Raw genomic sequence first — 16415 nt, 5'->3', positions numbered from 1 at the left:
TGCTCCCGATAGCAGTGTGTCAGTCACTGCTATGGCTACTGACACACTGCAATCGGTGGCAAGCCCCCTCCCACATTGGATCTGTGTGAATTGTTCGGTAATTTGTCTTTTTATCGCAGTAACTGCGAAAGAATTCGCCTATGACGCCAGAATTCGCAAGAAAATTCAGAGCTGGCCCTCGTATCATTCACCCCAGTACCCCGTGAGAGCCTTGCAATGAACCCAATAAAAACGTGGTGGGATATCAGCCCGCCCTTGAGCACGGCGACCCCAACCTGGCCGGGCGATACGCCGTTCCAGGAAGAGCGTGTGTGGCAGTTCGGCCCGGAGTGCCCGGTGAATGTGGGGCGCGTGACCTTGTCGCCGCATACTGGCGCCCATGTGGATGCTCCGCTGCATTACAGTGCCGACGGTGCGCCGATTGGCGAAGTGTCGTTGGACGTGTACATGGGCCCGTGCCGGGTGCTGCATTGCCTGGGCAGCGGCGCGCTAGTGCAGCCACACCAGTTGCAAGGCCGTGTGGATAACGTGCCGGAGCGCGTGTTGCTGCGCACTTATCCACAAGCGCCGCTCACCGAATGGGATGCGAATTTCACCGCCATCGCCCCACAAACCATTGAACTGCTCGCCAGCCTGGGTGTGCGCCTGATCGGTATAGACACGCCGTCCCTGGACCCGCAACAGTCCAAGACCATGGACTCCCACAACGCTGTGGCCCGCCACGGCATGGCGATCCTCGAAGGCATCGTGCTCGATGAGGTACCGGAGGGCGACTATGAACTGATCGCACTGCCGCTGCGTTTTGCCAACCTCGATGCCAGCCCGGTCCGCGCAATCCTGCGCCCGCTCAAGGAGCCCACGCGATGAGCCAATGTCCCTTCTCTGCCGATTACCAGCCACCGGAAGAATGGCATAACGCCGAACTGAATTTTTCCGAGTCCATGAGCTATGGCGACTACCTGGACCTGGGCAAAGTCCTCAGCGCCCAGCACCCGCTGTCGCCTGACCACAACGAGATGCTCTTCATCATCCAGCACCAGACTTCGGAGCTGTGGATGAAACTGATGCTCCACGAACTCAAGGCCGCCCGCGAACACGTGCGCCTGGGTGAGTTGCCGCCGGCGTTCAAGATGCTGGCGCGAGTCTCGCGGATCTTCGACCAACTGGTGCACGCCTGGGCGGTGCTGGCGACCATGACGCCGTCGGAGTACAAGGCAATTCGCCCGTTCCTGGGGCAGTCGTCGGGGTTCCAGTCGTTCCAGTACCGCGAGATCGAATTCATCCTCGGCAACAAGAGCCCGGCATTGCTGCGGCCCCATGCCCATCGGCCGCAATTGTTGCAGGAACTTCAGGTGGCGATTGCCACGCCGTCGCTATATGACGAGGCGATCAACCTGATGATCAAGGCGGGGCTGGCGATTGACCCCCAGCGCGCCGAGCGCGACCCGACGGCGGCCACAGTGCATGATGAGTCGGTGGAGGCGGCGTGGCGTGAGGTGTATCGCGACCCGAGCCGGTATTGGGATTTGTATCAGTTGGCCGAGAAGTTCATCGACCTGGAGGATTCGTTCCGCCAATGGCGCTTCCGGCATGTGACCACGGTGGAGCGGATCATCGGCTTCCAGCCGGGCACCGGTGGCACCGAAGGCGTGGGTTACCTGCGCAAGATGCTCGACACGGTATTGTTTCCCGAACTCTGGCGAGTACGCTCCACCCTCTAAACAAAAAGCCCCGGATCACCGGGGCTTTTCATTTGGAATGCAGTTAAAAATGTGGGAGGGGGCTTGCTCCCGATGGCAGTGTGTCAGCCACTGGATGTGCTGGCTGACACGCTGCCATCGGGAGCAAGCCCCCTCCCACATGGTTTATTGCGTTACTGCAACCGTCGCGTTTTTCATCCGCAGCCGATAGGCCACATAGATAATCCCCACCCACACCGGCATCGCATACACCGACTCGCGAATCCCCGGGATTGCCAGCATCACGCTGATGATCATCAGCATGAACGCCAGGCACAGGTAATTGCTGAACGGGAACCAGAAGGTCTTGAACGACGGCGTCACGCCTTGCTCGCCCATGGCCTTGCGGAACTTGATATGGGTGATGCTGATCAGCGCCCAGTTGATCATCAGCGAAGCAACCACCAGCGCAAACAGCAACTCCAGGGCACTCTGCGGCGCGACATAGTTGACCACCACACACAGCATCGTCACCAAGGCCGAAATCGCCAACGCCCGCAGCGGCACGCCTTGCTTGTTGAGCTTCATCAGCGCCTTGGGCGCGTCACCTTGCTCGGCCAGGCCAAACAGCATGCGGCTGTTGCAGTACACGCCGCTGTTGTACACCGACAACGCCGCGGTCAGCACCACGAAGTTGAGGATGTGGGCGGCGGTGTCGTTGCCGATCAGCGAGAAGATCTGCACAAACGGGCTGCCGCTGTAGGCATCGCCTGACGCGCCAAGGGTTTGCAGCAACTGATCCCACGGGTACAGCGACAACAGCACGGTCAGCGCGCCGACGTAGAAAATCAGGATGCGGTACACCACCTGGTTGATCGCCTTGGGAATCACCTTGCGTGGCTCGCTGGCCTCGGCGGCGGTGATGCCGACCAGCTCCAGACCACCGAACGAGAACATGATGAAGGCCATGGACATCAGCAGCCCCATGCCGCCATTGGGGAAGAAACCGCCGTGGCTCCACAGGTTGCTGACCGAGGCTTGCGGGCCGCCAGTGCCGCTGAACAACAGGTAGCAGCCGAGCACGATCATGCCGACAATCGCCACCACCTTGATGATCGCGAACCAGAACTCGGCTTCGCCGAAGAACTTCACGTTCAGGGTGTTGATCAGGTTCACCGCGACAAAGAACACCAGGGCGCTGACCCAGGTCGGAATCTCCGGCCACCAGAACTGGATGTACTTGCCCACGGCCGTCAGTTCGGCCATGCCCACCAGCACATACAGCACCCAGTAGTTCCAGCCCGCCAAAAAGCCCGCGTAGCCGCCCCAGTACTTGTGCGCGAAGTGGCTGAAGGAACCGGCTACCGGCTCTTCGACGATCATCTCGCCGAGCTGGCGCATGATCAGGAACGCGATAAAGCCTGCAATCGCATATCCCAGGATCATCGACGGCCCCGCCGACTTGAGTACCCCGGCCGAGCCGAGGAACAAGCCTGTACCAATCGCCCCTCCCAAGGCGATCAGCTGAATGTGCCGGTTCTTCAGGCCACGCTTGAGGCCCACCGGGTTAACCATGTCATCCGCCATTAACATTCCCTTCTACTTGTTTTTCTCAAGGGTGAGTGCACGCCGCATCGGCCCCTCAGAAGTGCTGAGGGTCAGATATTACTCTGGGTGAACTTTTCGTAATACAGCTGAACGCCATCAAGTGCCTGATCCGCCAGCCATTGTTGGATGGATTCGACCATTGGCGGGGGGCCGCACAGGTACATATCCGCCGATCTATCCCGCAATTCGGCCAGGTCGAAATGCTCGGTAAGGTAACCGCGCTTGCCGGGCCAGTCATTGGAGGGTTCGCTGAGTACTTCGGTGTAGCGAAAGCCCGGGATTTTTCCCGCGTAGTCCTGGATACGCGCCGCTTCGCATAAATCCTCGGCCCCGCGCACGCCGTAGTACAGGTGCACCGGTTGCGCGCAGCCGTTGGCCGCCAGCTCATCGAGCATGCCCAGCAACGCCGACAAGCCTGTGCCGCCCGCCACCAGCACCAGCGGCTGGGTGACATGGCGCAGGTAGAACGCCCCCAATGGCGCCTCCAGCAGCATCTGGTCGCCCACCTGGCAGCGCTCGCGCAAATAGTTGCTCATCACCCCATCCGGCAGCAGGCGCACCAGGAATTGCAGTTGGTTGCCCGGCCGATTGGCGAAGGAGTAGGAGCGCCAACTGTCGGTGCCGGGCACCGCGAGGCGAGCGTATTGGCCGGGCAGGAAATCCAGTGGCTGCTGCAGTTGTACCTGCAGGATCGCCGTACTGGTGGAGACCTGCTGCACGTCGCTCACCGTACCGCGTACCTGCACTGGCCCAGACGCATTGCACAGGCTTGAATCGAAGTCGAAGTAGAAGGTGGCGTCGGACTGCACCCGAGTCTGGCAACTGAGCATCTTGCGTTGTTGCAGCTCGAGGCTGGAGAGGGCTTCGTCGTCTACATAGTCTTGTGTGTAGTTTCCGGATTCGCAGCGGCCCTGGCAGGTGCCGCACACGCCTTCGCGGCAATCCAATGGGATCTTGATACCGTTACGCAGGGCCGCATCCAAGAGAATTTCATTGGCGCCCACCGGAAAAAACAGGGTTTTGCCATCGGCAAAACTGAAGGCCACTTTGTGATTCATTCACATGACTCCGTGGAAAGGTATAAACCCTTGTAGGAGCGAGCTTGCTCGCGAAGAACTTTAACGATGACGCCGGGCAACTTGGATGCACGCGGTGTATTTGAGTTTTTCGCGAGCAAGCTCGCTCCTACAGGGGAATGCGCCAACGTTACAGGTGATAGAAATCCAGCACCGAGTTGATGGTGTCGTTGAGCAGCAGGGCGTGCTTGCGCGTGATCAGCCAGCTGTCGCCCTCGGGCTTGAGGCGATAGGTTGCGTGCCCGTAGAACTGCTCGGACGTAGCCAGCCGATAAAACAGCGTGTGCCAGTTCAAGCGCACCTCCAAGGTGCCGTCACTTTGTTCGGCAATGCGCACGTTGTTGATCAGGTGCAAGGTGCGCGGCATCGGTGTGGCCGAGGCGGCCTTGCCGGTGCGCAGGCGGAACACGCGGTCTTCCAGGCCCGAACGGTTGGCGTAATAGATCAACGACATCTCGCGCTTGGGGTCCCGGGTGTAGACGTGTTCCGAGTCCCACTGCGGCAGGTGGAATTCACTCTGCGGGTCGAACAACTGCACATAGGCATCCCAGTCCTGGGCGTCGCACAGTTCGGATTTGCGGTAGAAAAACTGCTCGATCTGGTACTGCAATTGCGCATTCATCACTTCACCTCCCGCAGTGTCAGCGCTTGCCGGTCCAGGCCCTTGAGCAGGAACTGTTGCCAGTTACGGTGCTGGTTGACGTACAAGCCTTCGTGGGTGAACTCGGTGCCGGTCATGGCTGGTTGGATGCCAATGGCTTCGCTGTTGGGCGTAGGTCCGGTTTCCCAGCGGTGGCTGCCCCGTGAGATATCGCTCCAGCGCTCCAGGCGGCCCTGGAAACCGCGCTGGGCTTCGCGAAATTCCACCAAGTCGTCCGGCGTGCCCATGCCCGAGACGTTGAAGAAATCTTCGAATTGGCGAATGCGGTTTTCGCGATCCGCATCGGACTCATCCTTCACACCCAGGCACTGGCTGATGATCTCGGTCTTGTTCCAGGCCACCGGGCGGATGATGCGCAGCTGTGAGCTGATCTGGTCGAGGAAGAACAGGCTGGGGTAGATGTTCAGGTTGCGCAGGCGGTGCATCATCCACTCGGCCTTTTGCTGGCCGTGCTCTTGCACCAGGCGCGGCATGATGGTGGCGTAGCCGGAGCGCACGCTGGGGTTGGGCATGTCGCTGAACAACACGCTGTGGCCATTGTTGAAGGCGAACCAGCCGTCGTCGGTATTGGCGTCGCCGGCGCCGAGCTTGCTGTAGTCCAAGGTCGTGCTGGAGCCTGTGCCGTTCTCGGTATTGACCTGCTGGCGATGCTGCACCGTGGCCACGTAGTTGTAGTGCACGGTGCTGACGTGATAACCGTCCAGGCCGTTTTCGTTTTGCAGTTTCCAGTTGCCGTCATAGGTGTAGGCGGACTTGCCCGGCAGCACCTCCAGCTTCCCCGTGGCGGATTGCGCCACCATCATGTCGAAAAACACTTTGGCGTCGCCGAGGAAGTCTTCCAGGCTATCCGTGCCCTGCACGTCGAGGCTGATAAACACAAAGCCCTTGTAGCTGTCGATGCGGGCTTTTTTCAGGCCTCTGGTGGCTTTATCAAACCCCTCTGGATATTCCCCAGGTGCCTTGACCTTCACCAACCGGCCGTCGCTCTTGTAGCACCAGGCGTGGAACGGGCAGGTAAAGGTGGACTGGTTGCCCTTGCCCACCCGGGTGAGGGTGGTGCCGCGATGTTGACAGGCATTGATCAACGCGTTGAGCCGACCTTCGCCGTCGCGGGTGATGATCATTGGCTGGCGCCCGGCGCGCATCGTCACGAAGTCGTGATTGTTCGCCAGCTCGCTTTCGTGGCAGGCATAGATCCAGTTCTTTTCGAAGATCAGTTCCATCTCCAGCTCGAACAACTCGGGCTCGGTGAACATGTCGCGGGCGATGCGAAACACCGCATCGGTCGGGCGAAAATCCAGGCAGCTTTCGATAAAGCTCTTCCACTGCTCGACGCTTCTTGCACCACTCATGGGAGGCACCTTTTGATCATGGCTAAACGGTTAGCCATTAAGAGCCTGTGAGATGGTGGCGGGCTATCCGCTTAATGGGGGAAGCTGGGCCGCAAAGTTGGGCAGCAAGTACCCACGACGGTGCGCGCAAGTGACAGCATGCGCTACTGTGATTGCAGGTGAAGGTCACGAAAGCCTGGGCTTTATCCACATAGTCGACCTTTGCTATCCACCCGGTGGTGATGGTGCTGGCGTGGCTTGGAACTTGCTGTCGATGTTCAACGACGCGCCGCCAGAGCGCGCAAACGCCTAACCGCCGTGGGTGCAGCCCGATGAGTAGCCAGACACGCGATATTCATATTCAACGCTTCGACCTGGAGGGCGCCCGCAGCTGGATGTCCGGTATTTGCGGCCCCCATCGCCTGGCAACGACGACGCCCGAACGCCTGCGTTTTCACCACAGTGCCAACGTGTTCAAGTCCCGCGCCACCACCCTGGGCGTGATCGAATACGGCACCGACGTGACCATCGACATCGAAGACGCCGAGCACTTCAGCAGCTACAGCCTGAGCCTGCCATTGGTGGGCGAGCAGGAACTGAGCAAGAACGGTGAACGCCTCAGTTCCAACCGCGACCAGGGCGTGATCATTTCACCCAATGAACACCAGGTGCTGGCGATTTCCGGTGACTGCCGCAAGTTGCAGGTGGTGATTACCCGCGCAGCCATGAGTGAATCGCTGGAAGGTTTGTTGCAACGGCCCATCGACGCGCCGCTGCGCTTTGAATCAGTGATGGACGCGGTGGAAGGTGCCCCGGCTGCGTGGTGGCGCATGGCGCGTTACTTCATCGCGGAGCTGGAATGCAGCAGCGAGCTTTACGAACAGGCGGCGTTTACTCGCGACCTGGAAAGCTCACTGATCAAGGGCCTGATCCTGGCCCAGCCGAATAATTACTCCGAAGAACTGCGTGATGTGCTGGGCGTAAAATTGCCGCATTACCTGATCCGTGCGCGTCAGTACATCCACGACAACGCCCGCGAAGCGGTGCACCTGGAAGATCTGGAGGCGGCGGCCGGGGTGTCGCGGTTCAAGCTGTTCGATGCGTTTCGCAAGTACTTTGCGCTCTCGCCCATGGCTTATCTGAAGAAGCATCGGCTGGGGGCTGTACGTCAGGAGATTCTTGAGCAAGGTTCGGTGCGTACCATCTCGGAAATTGCGTTGGGTTGGGGGTTTACTCATTTGGGGCGGTTTTCGGCGGAGTACCGCAAGCTGTTTGATGAGTCTCCCAGCCAAACCCTGCAACGCAAGCGCTTGCGCAGCCTTTGAAAACGATGTCCCCGGTTTGTACCGGGGCTTGCCCCCTCCCACACTGGGTTTGTGGTGCATATGGAATATCAGATCAACTCTTCCACCAGTTGCAGGCAATGACTCAGCCCCGGCGACTGATCATTCACCCGTCGACTGAGAATGATCGGCGAGGTCGCAGTAGTCTCCACCACCGGTGTATAGCCAATATCCGCCCGATGCAGCACCTGCACCGACGCTGGCACCAATGTCACACCCATCCCGGCACCCACCAGGCCGATAGCGGTCTGCAACTCGTTGGTCCACTGTGCAACCTTCAGGCTCAAGCCATGGGCGTCAAACAGCGCGATCACATGGTCGGCATAACTGGGGCGCGGGTTGCCGGGGTAGAGCACAAAGGGTTCGGCGGCCAACTGGGCGAGGGTGGCGGGGGCGTCCAGCAAGGGGTGACCACTGGGCAGCACGGCTACCAGGCGATCCTCCACCAATACCCGCTGGACAATAGCCGGGTCGTCGATGCGAATCCGTCCGAAGCCCACATCGATGCGCCCGGCCTTGAGCGCGTCGACCTGCTGCAGGGTGGTCATTTCCGACAAGCCCAGCTCCAGCTCCAGGGCCTCATGGTTGCGCAGGCGCCGAATCAATTCCGGCAGCACGCCGTACAAGGTCGAGGGCGCAAAGCCGATGCCCAGCCAGGTCTTTTCGCCCAGGCCGATGCGCCGGGTGTTGTCGCAGACCTTGCCCAATTGTTCGAGCAACACATTGGCATGCTCATAAAAAAACCGCCCGGCCTCGGTCAGGCGCAAGGGGCGGCTACGCTCCAGCAGAATGACCCCCAGTTCATCCTCCAACTGTTGGATCTGCCGGCTCAAGGGCGGCTGGGCGATGTGCAGGCGTTCTGCGGCGCGGGTGAAGTTGAGGGTCTCGCCCAGCACCTGGAAATAGCGCAGGTGACGCAGTTCCATATCGGCTCCTTTCATACCTTGAAGGTATTGCTTGAGACCCATTCTATATTGGAACCCCGCAAAAATACGGCACAGAATCGGCCAAAACCTATAAAGAACCCAATGGGTATTGCCATGCTGACCTGCGCCATCGAGTCGATCGAAACCATCATCGTCGACCTCCCCACCATTCGCCCGCACAAGCTGGCGATGCACACCATGCAAAACCAAACCTTGGTGGTCATCCGCCTGCGTTGCGCCGACGGTATCGAAGGCATCGGCGAAGCCACCACCATCGGCGGCCTGAGCTACGGCAACGAGAGCCCCGACAGCATCAAAGTCAACATCGACCGCCACTTCACACCGCTGTTGATCGGCCAGGATGCGAACAATATCAACGCCGCCATGTTGCGCCTGGAACGCAGTATTCGCGGCAACACCTTCGCCAAGTCCGGCATCGAAAGCGCCTTGCTCGACGCCCTCGGCAAACGCCGGGGCCTGCCGGTCAGCGAACTGCTCGGCGGGCGTGTACGCGATGCGCTGCCGGTGGCCTGGACCCTGGCCAGCGGCAACACCGAACAAGACATCGGCGAGGCCGAGAAGATGCTCGACCTGCGCCGTCACCGCATTTTCAAGTTGAAGATCGGCGCCGGTGAAATCAGCCGTGACCTGACCCACGTGATCGCGATCAAGAAGGCCTTGGGCGAGCGTGCCAGTGTGCGTGTCGACGTCAATCAGGCATGGGATGAAGCCGTGGCCCTGCGGGCGTGCCAAGTGCTTGGCGACAACGGCATAGACTTGATCGAGCAACCGATCTCGCGCAATAACCGCGGCGGTATGGCCCGGCTCAACCTGTCGAGCCCGGTGCCGATCATGGCCGATGAGTCCATTGAGTGTGTCGAGGATGCCTTCAACCTGGCCCGCGAAGGTGCGGCCTCGGTGTTCGCCCTCAAGATCGCCAAGAACGGCGGGCCTCGTGCCGTGTTGCGCACGGCGGCGATTGCCGAAGCGGCCGGCATTGGCCTGTACGGCGGCACCATGCTCGAAGGTGGCATCGGCACCCTGGCCTCGGCCCATGCATTCCTCACCCTGAGCAAACTGGCGTGGGACACCGAGCTGTTCGGCCCGCTGTTGCTGACCGAAGACATTCTCACCGAGCAGCCGCTGTACCGCGATTTCCAGCTGCATATTTCCACTGCGCCGGGCCTGGGCCTGGCGCTCGATGAAGAGCGCCTGGCGTTCTTCCGTCGTGACAAACACTAAGAGGCGCTGCCATGTTGTTTCACGTAAAAATGACCGTAAACCTGCCCCTCGACATGCCCCCCGAGCGCGCCGACAGCCTCAAGGCCGAAGAGAAAGCCCTGGCCCAGCGCCTGCAGCAAGAGGGCAAATGGCGCCACCTGTGGCGCATCGCCGGGCACTACGCCAACTACAGCGTGTTCGATGTCGACAGCGTGCAGGACCTGCACGACCTGCTGATGCAACTGCCGCTGTTTCCCTACATGGCCATCGAAGTGAATGCGCTGTGCCGGCACCCGTCGTCGATCCATGCAGACGACCGCTAAGCGCCTTTTAAAAAGCTAATAATGACAAGATGAGGAATGCACCATGACCATCCGCCTGTCCCAGACTGCTCACGCCCAACGGTTTCTCGAAGAAGCCAGCGGTAACCTCAATGACGCCGGCAACCCGCGTGTCAAGGCGCTGATGTACCGGATCCTGCGCGACACCGTGAACATCATCGAAGACCTGGAAGTGACCCCGGAAGAATTCTGGAAGGCGGTCAACTACCTCAATGAACTGGGCAAAAACCAGGAAGCCGGCCTGCTCGCCGCAGGCCTGGGCCTGGAGCATTACCTCGACCTGCTGATGGACGCCGCCGATGAACAGGCCGGCAAGTCCGGCGGCACACCGCGCACCATCGAAGGCCCGTTGTACGTAGCCGGCGCGCCGTTGTCGAAGTACGAAGCGCGGTTGGATGATGGCCAGGATGACGCGGTGCCGTTGTTCATGCGTGGGCAAGTGCGCGATACCCATGGCAAGCCACTGGCGGGGGCGATTGTCGATGTATGGCAGGCCAATACGGGCGGTACCTATTCATGGTTCGATCCGACTCAGTCGGCATTCAACCTGCGCCGACGCATCGAAACCGACGCCCAGGGCAACTACCGTTTTCGCAGCATCGTGCCCTCCGGCTATGGCTGCCCGCCCACCGGGCCGACGCAGCAATTGCTCGACCAACTGGGGCGCCATGGACAACGCCCTGCGCACATCCACTTCTTCATCTCGGCGCCCGGGCACCGGCACCTGACCACCCAGATCAACCTGTCGGATGATCCTTACCTGCATGATGACTTTGCCTATGCCACGCGCGATGAACTGATTGCCGAGATTCGCTTCAGTGACGATCCGCAGCTGGCACGGGAGTTTGGTGTGCAAGGGCGGTTTGCGCAGATTGATTTTGATTTTGAGTTGCAGGTGGCTGATGCACCGGTTGAGCAAAAACGCATGCAACGCGTACGCGCCCTGGAAGACTGATCAACGCGGTCAAAAATGTGGGAGGGGCGGTGCGACGATTCGACTTGCTCCCGATAGCAGAGTGTCAGTCACCTATTTACTCACTGACCCACCGCCATCGGGAGCAAGCCCCCTCCCACATTTGATTTGTGGTGTTGGTGCTATTTGCGCACGACCAGATCCAACACCTCATCCCGGTCCTTGATCTTCTGCAGCACAATCTCCGACCTGATATCCATCACCCCCGCCGTGCGGTTCAGGTGGTTCACGATAAAGTCCGAAAAATGCTTGAGATTGCGCGCCTGCACCCGCAGCACATAGTTGCTGGCGCCGGTGATCACATAGGCGCTTGCCACCTCCGGCCAGCCTTGCACCTTCTTGATAAAGGTCTCATGCCAGTCCTCTACATCCTGGCGCAACGACAGGTGCACGATGGCTTCCAGCTCGATCCCCAACTGCTCGGCATTCAATACCGCACGGTAACCGCTGATGATGCCCTCGCTTTCCAACAGGCGCAGACGGCGCAGGCAGGCAGAGGGCGAAAGTGCGACTTTTTCCGCCAGTTCCTGGTTGCTGATACGGCCATCCTGTTGCAGGAAATGCAGGAGGCGCAGGTCGGTGGCGTCGAGAATCATGCTTTGAATAAATCCGCGTATTTAGAGGTTAAATTCGAATTTCCTACAGCTTAATTAGCCTGTTACCCACCACTTTGCACGAAAATTCTCTAAAGCTTCGTTCATTATTTGCTGCATCCTCACTTATAAAAACCAGGACAGCCCATGACCACTCGAAGCCATTGCCAAGCCCTCGACGCCCAGGACCCATTGGCGCCACTGCGCGCCCAGTTCGCCTTGCCCGAGGGGGTGATCTACCTCGACGGTAACTCCCTCGGCGCACGCCCGGTGGCGGCATTGGCGCGGGCGCAACAGGTGATTGCCGAGGAGTGGGGCAATGGTTTGATCCGCAGCTGGAACAGCGCCGGCTGGGCGGATTTGTCCCTGCGCCTGGGTAATCGCCTGGCGCCATTGATCGGTGCGCGGGACGGTGAAGTGGTGATCACCGATACCACCTCGATCAACCTGTTCAAGGTGCTCAGTGCGGCGTTGAGTGTGCAGCGCCAACGTGCGCCTGGGCGCAAGGTGATCGTCAGTGAGGCGAGCAACTTTCCCACCGATCTGTATATCGCGCAGGGCTTGGCGCAATTGCTGCAACAGGGGTATTCCCTGCGGTTGGTCAACAGCCCCGACGAGCTGCCGCAGGCAATCGATCAGGACGTGGCGGTGGTGATGCTTACCCACGTCAACTACAAAACCGGCTACATGTACGACATGCAGGCGCTTACAGCCTTGAGCCACGAGTGCGGCGCGCTGAGCATCTGGGACCTGGCGCATTCGGCGGGCGCGGTGCCGGTCGACCTGCATCGGGCCGGCGCTGATTATGCGATCGGCTGCACCTACAAATACCTCAACGGCGGCCCGGGCTCCCAGGCGTTCGTGTGGGTCAACCCGGTGTTGGTGGACGTGGTGCGCCAGCCGTTGTCGGGCTGGTTCGGGCACACCCGCCAGTTCGCCATGGAATCCACCTACGCACCCAGCACCGGCATTGCGCGCTATCTGTGCGGCACCCAGCCGATCACCTCGTTAGCCATGGTGGAGTGCGGCCTGGAGATTTTTGCCCAGACCGATATGGCCAGCCTGCGCACTAAATCCCTGGCATTGACCGACCTGTTTATCACGTTGGTCGAAAGTCGCTGCGCCGCCCATGGCGTGACGCTGATCACCCCGCGTGAACACGCCCGGCGTGGTAGCCACGTCAGCTTCGAACACCCCGAAGGTTATGCAGTGATCCAGGCCCTGATCGCCCGCGGTGTGATCGGCGACTACCGCGAACCACGGATCATGCGCTTTGGTTTCACGCCGCTGTACACCCGCTTTACCGAGGTGTGGGACGCCGTGGAAATCCTCGGTGAAATCCTCGACAACCGCACCTGGGATCAGCCGCAATTCAAAGTCCGAAACAGCGTTACCTGACAACAGCGTAACCCATTGTAGGAGCGAGCTTGCTCGCGAAGATCGTCAACGATAACGCGCGAATTCTGAATGCACGCGGCGTTCTCAGGTTTTTCGCGAGCAAGCTCGCTCCTACAGAAAACCAGCGCTTGCTGTGTAATCACAATAATAAAGGGGCACACCAGTGACCACGCCAGACAACGGCTTTGCCGAGATCACCCACCGCGAACTGGGCCTGCGGCGCCAGCTCACTTCCGGCCAGATGAGCATGATCGCCATCGGTGGCGCCATTGGCACCGGGCTGTTCATGGGCAGCGCCTATGCCATCGGCTATGCCGGGCCGAGCGTGCTGGTGAGCTACGCCATCGGCGCGCTGATCACCTTGTTGCTGATGGGCTGCCTGGCGGAGATGACGGTGGCCCATTCCACCTCCGGCTCCTTTGGCGCCTATGCCGAGTTCTACATCAGCCCACTGGCCGGCTTCCTGGTGCGTTATGCCTACTGGGCGGCGATTGTGCTGGCCGTAGGCGCCGAGGTCACGGCGGTGGCGATGTACATGAAGTACTGGTTTGCCAATGTGCCGGAGTGGGTGTGGATCGTGTCGTTTTCCAGCGTGCTGATCCTGCTCAATGCCATCAGCGTAAAGACCTTTGGTAACTTCGAATACTGGTTCTCGACGATCAAGATCAGTGCCATCGTCGGTTTCATCATCCTTGCGGTGTATGTGGTGTTCGGCTCCGGCAACCCGGACTACGGCGTGCAGAACTACACGGCCCACGACGGGTTTTTCCCCCATGGCTTGAGCGGCATGTGGATCGCGGTGATCGTGTCGATCTTCAGCTACCTCAGCGTCGAGATGATCGCCGTGGCCGCCGGTGAAGCCGCCGATCCGGAACAGGCGGTGAAGAAAGCCTTTCGCGCCACCATTGTGCGCCTGGTGGTGTTCTACCTGCTGACCCTGGCGCTGATGCTCGCCATCGTGCCGTGGAACCAGGCGGGCCAGACCCAGAGCCCATTCGTTACGGTGATGCAGACCATCGGCATTCCTGGTGCCACCGGGGTGATGAACTTCGTAATCCTGATCGCGGCGCTGTCGGCGATGAACAGCCAGCTCTACATCACCACGCGCATGATGTTCAGCCTGTCTCGTGCAGGCTTTGCGCCCAAGGCCATGGGCGCCTTGAGCAAGAACGGCATCCCGCTCAATGCCCTGTTGCTGTCCAGCTCGGGCATCGCCCTGGCGACCTTGCTTAACGTGGTGTACCCGGAAAGCTCGTTCACCCTGATGATGGCGATCTCGATGTTCGGCGCGATCTTCACCTGGTTCATGATCTTCCTCACACACCTGTTCTTCCGCCGCTACCGTAAGCGCCATGGCGGGGCGAAGTTGTCCTTCCAGCTGCGCCTGTTTCCCTACACTACGTTGCTGGGGCTGGTGCTGATGGGAGCGGTGATGATCACCACTTATTTCACCGAGGCGTTCAAGATGACCCTGGTGTTTGGCGTGCCGTTCCTGCTGATACTGTCGGCGGTGTATTACGGGTTTTTCCGCAAGGGCAGGGCCAAGGCATCGAACAAAGCTCTGGCGTAACCCGGCAGTTGTTCGAAGTCGCGTGCGCATAACAGCAGCTTGCGGCAGGCCCAGGTTTCGCGCAGAGGCTGGACCTTGAAACGGCGCTCCGACGGCCAGCGATCCAAGGCGGCCTGAGGCACGATGCCCAGGCCGGCGCCGCCGGCGACCATGCGAATCAAACCATCAAAACCGTCGGCACGGATGCGGGTTTGCAGGCGAAAGCCTGCGTGCAATGCCTGCTCCTCCAGATACACCGCCAGCGCACTGTTGGCCGCCAAGCCTACGTAGTCGTACTGCAAGCTGTCGATGAAGCTGGCTGTGGTCAGCGGATGGTCAAGGGGCACGATGAGCACCAACGGATCATCGCGAAACGGCAAGGTTTGCAAGCCGTGGGTGTCCACCGCATCAGAAATAATCCCCAGGTCGGCCGTGCCCTGGCGCAAGGCTTGGGTGATGCGCAGGCTGCGCAGTTCTTGCAGGTCGATATCGAGGTTGGGGTGTTCACGCAGAAAGCCGGCGAGCAGTTCAGGCAGGTATTCGCTGAGGGCGGTGGTGTTGCACAGCAGGCGGACCTGGCCTTTGACGCCATTGGCGTATTCGGCCAGGTCCTGTCGCAGGTGTTCGGCCTGTTGCAGCAGCAGGCGAGCGTGCCGGGCCAAGGCCTTGCCCGCAGGGGTTGGGGTGACGCCACGGCGGCCACGGTCGAGAAACGCGATGCCCAGTGAAGACTCCATCGCCCGGATGCGTGCGCTGGCGGCAGCCAGGGACAAATGACTGCGAGCCGCGCCGGCGGTGATATTGCCGGTATCGAGGATGTGCAGGTAGAGGCGCAGGTCGATCAGATCAAAGTGCATGGCATCAGCCTCAGGCAAATCAAGAGTCAGGGTCAGTATATGGCGAATTTTCGAACCCGGCGAAAGCTCCCACAATGATGCTCATGAATACCTTCCTCTCGTTCTATCAAAACCTTGGTACTGCCTTGACGCTGCTGGTGATCGGCACCTTCCTGCTGGCCGGCACGGTCAAGGGCATCATTGGCCTGGGCCTGCCCACCGTGGCCATGGGCATGCTCGGCCTGGCTATGTTGCCGGCGCAGGCTGCGGCGTTGCTGATCATTCCTTCGACAGTGACCAATCTCTGGCAACTGGCGTTTGGCGGCCATTTGAGCGCCTTGGTCAAACGCTTGTGGCCGATGCTATTGTTGATTTTCTTCGGCACCGGGCTTGGCAGCGTGTGGCTGGGCATGGGGGGCGGGCCTTGGGTGGTGCGTGGGTTGGGTGCGGCGTTGCTGGTGTATGCGTTGAGCGGACTGTTCCTGCCGGCATTGCGGGTAGACCCGGCCACCGAACGTTGGCTGGGGCCGCTGTGCGGCGCCGTCACTGGCCTTATCACCTCGTCGACCGGCGTGTTCGTGATTCCCGCTGTGCCCTACCTGCAAGCCTTGGGTTTGAATCGCGATCAGTTGGTGCAGGCACTGGGCCTGTCGTTCAGCGTATCGACCCTGGCGCTCGCCGCAGGCCTGGCGTGGCGGGGCACCTTGGGCGGCGGTGAGATCAGTGCTTCAATGTTGGCACTGCTGCCGGCGCTGCTGGGCATGTGGCTGGGCCAGGCGCTGCGCCAGCGCATCAGCGCAGTGTTATTCAAGCGCGTTTTCTTTATCGGCATGGCGCTGTTGGGGGGCCACCTGTTGATCAGTGGCTGAGTCGCCAACCG

16 protein-coding genes are annotated in these 16415 nt (G+C 60.3%); 9 read left to right on the top strand and 7 right to left on the bottom strand.

What is annotated here, in order from left to right; all coding sequences use genetic code 11:
- The first annotated feature begins 216 nt into the window (after nt 1-216).
- Entirely contained in the window at nt 217-867 is a 651-nt protein-coding gene (kynB, locus tag QZR30_RS20925; RefSeq protein WP_046069514.1) for an arylformamidase, read from the top strand.
- Nucleotides 864-1721, top strand: coding sequence for a tryptophan 2,3-dioxygenase (gene kynA / locus QZR30_RS20920; protein ID WP_046069513.1), 858 nt, complete (start codon nt 864-866; stop codon nt 1719-1721). Before kynB ends, kynA begins: the two co-directional genes overlap by 4 nt.
- A 144-nt stretch (nt 1722-1865) precedes the next feature.
- Here kynA and QZR30_RS20915 read toward each other — a convergent pair whose 3' ends face one another.
- The 4 genes from QZR30_RS20915 to antA form a co-directional block, all read right to left on the bottom strand.
- The gene (locus tag QZR30_RS20915) at nt 1866-3266 is read right to left on the bottom strand and encodes an amino acid permease (RefSeq protein WP_057025156.1); all 1401 of its coding nucleotides are present in this window, start codon (nt 3264-3266) and stop codon (nt 1866-1868) included.
- A gap of 71 nt (nt 3267-3337) precedes the next feature.
- A complete protein-coding gene (gene antC / locus QZR30_RS20910; protein ID WP_056845952.1) occupies nt 3338-4345 on the bottom strand; it encodes an anthranilate 1,2-dioxygenase electron transfer component AntC in 1008 nt (335 codons plus the stop codon).
- A gap of 148 nt (nt 4346-4493) precedes the next feature.
- On the bottom strand, nt 4494-4985 hold the full coding sequence (gene antB / locus QZR30_RS20905; RefSeq protein WP_056845953.1) for an anthranilate 1,2-dioxygenase small subunit: 492 nt from the start codon (nt 4983-4985) through the stop codon (nt 4494-4496).
- Nucleotides 4985-6376 carry an anthranilate 1,2-dioxygenase large subunit gene (gene antA / locus QZR30_RS20900; protein ID WP_046069509.1) on the bottom strand — a complete coding sequence of 464 codons (1392 nt, stop codon included), beginning with the start codon at nt 6374-6376 and terminating at the stop codon, nt 4985-4987. Before antA ends, antB begins: the two co-directional genes overlap by 1 nt.
- Nucleotides 6377-6687: 311 nt before the next feature.
- On the opposite strand from antA, the gene QZR30_RS20895 reads away from it, so the two are divergent.
- The gene (locus QZR30_RS20895; protein WP_046069508.1) at nt 6688-7680 is read left to right on the top strand and encodes an AraC family transcriptional regulator; all 993 of its coding nucleotides are present in this window, start codon (nt 6688-6690) and stop codon (nt 7678-7680) included.
- Between the two features lie 68 nt (nt 7681-7748).
- On the opposite strand, the gene QZR30_RS20890 is transcribed toward QZR30_RS20895, so the two are convergent.
- Nucleotides 7749-8624 carry a LysR family transcriptional regulator gene (locus QZR30_RS20890; RefSeq protein ID WP_046069507.1) on the bottom strand — a complete coding sequence of 292 codons (876 nt, stop codon included), beginning with the start codon at nt 8622-8624 and terminating at the stop codon, nt 7749-7751.
- A 114-nt stretch (nt 8625-8738) separates the two neighbouring features.
- Here QZR30_RS20890 and QZR30_RS20885 point away from each other — a divergent pair, with 114 nt between their 5' ends.
- Genes QZR30_RS20885 through catA form a run of 3 tightly spaced genes read left to right on the top strand, consistent with a single transcriptional unit; the run spans nt 8739 to nt 11141 of the window.
- A complete protein-coding gene (locus QZR30_RS20885; RefSeq protein WP_056845992.1) occupies nt 8739-9866 on the top strand; it encodes a muconate cycloisomerase family protein in 1128 nt (375 codons plus the stop codon).
- An 11-nt stretch (nt 9867-9877) separates the two neighbouring features.
- Nucleotides 9878-10168 carry a muconolactone Delta-isomerase gene (catC, locus tag QZR30_RS20880; RefSeq protein WP_056845956.1) on the top strand — a complete coding sequence of 97 codons (291 nt, stop codon included), beginning with the start codon at nt 9878-9880 and terminating at the stop codon, nt 10166-10168.
- Nucleotides 10169-10211: 43 nt separating this feature from the next.
- A complete protein-coding gene (catA, locus tag QZR30_RS20875) occupies nt 10212-11141 on the top strand; it encodes a catechol 1,2-dioxygenase (protein ID WP_046069506.1) in 930 nt (309 codons plus the stop codon).
- 140 nt (nt 11142-11281) lie between these two features.
- On the opposite strand, the gene QZR30_RS20870 is transcribed toward catA, so the two are convergent.
- Nucleotides 11282-11755, bottom strand: a complete 474-nt coding sequence (locus tag QZR30_RS20870; RefSeq protein ID WP_003176072.1) for an Lrp/AsnC family transcriptional regulator — start codon at nt 11753-11755, stop codon at nt 11282-11284.
- A 144-nt stretch (nt 11756-11899) separates the two neighbouring features.
- Between QZR30_RS20870 and kynU the strand changes: the two genes are divergently transcribed.
- Nucleotides 11900-13150: a kynureninase gene (gene kynU, locus QZR30_RS20865; protein WP_046069505.1), complete on the top strand. Its 1251-nt coding sequence runs from the start codon at nt 11900-11902 to the stop codon at nt 13148-13150.
- Nucleotides 13151-13313: 163 nt separating this feature from the next.
- On the top strand, nt 13314-14720 hold the full coding sequence (locus QZR30_RS20860) for an amino acid permease (protein WP_046069504.1): 1407 nt from the start codon (nt 13314-13316) through the stop codon (nt 14718-14720).
- Here the strand turns inward: QZR30_RS20860 and QZR30_RS20855 are convergent.
- The gene (locus tag QZR30_RS20855; RefSeq protein ID WP_274356041.1) at nt 14666-15556 is read right to left on the bottom strand and encodes a LysR substrate-binding domain-containing protein; all 891 of its coding nucleotides are present in this window, start codon (nt 15554-15556) and stop codon (nt 14666-14668) included. The genes QZR30_RS20860 and QZR30_RS20855 overlap by 55 nt on opposite strands.
- A gap of 83 nt (nt 15557-15639) precedes the next feature.
- On the opposite strand from QZR30_RS20855, the gene QZR30_RS20850 reads away from it, so the two are divergent.
- The gene (locus QZR30_RS20850; RefSeq protein WP_274356040.1) at nt 15640-16404 is read left to right on the top strand and encodes a sulfite exporter TauE/SafE family protein; all 765 of its coding nucleotides are present in this window, start codon (nt 15640-15642) and stop codon (nt 16402-16404) included.
- Nucleotides 16405-16415: the final 11 nt, after the last annotated feature.

The organism is Pseudomonas sp. rhizo25, assembly GCF_031931935.1.
Taxonomy (GTDB): Bacteria; Pseudomonadota; Gammaproteobacteria; order Pseudomonadales; family Pseudomonadaceae; genus Aquipseudomonas; species Aquipseudomonas synxantha.
This window is presented reverse-complemented; position numbering and strand designations above follow the sequence as displayed.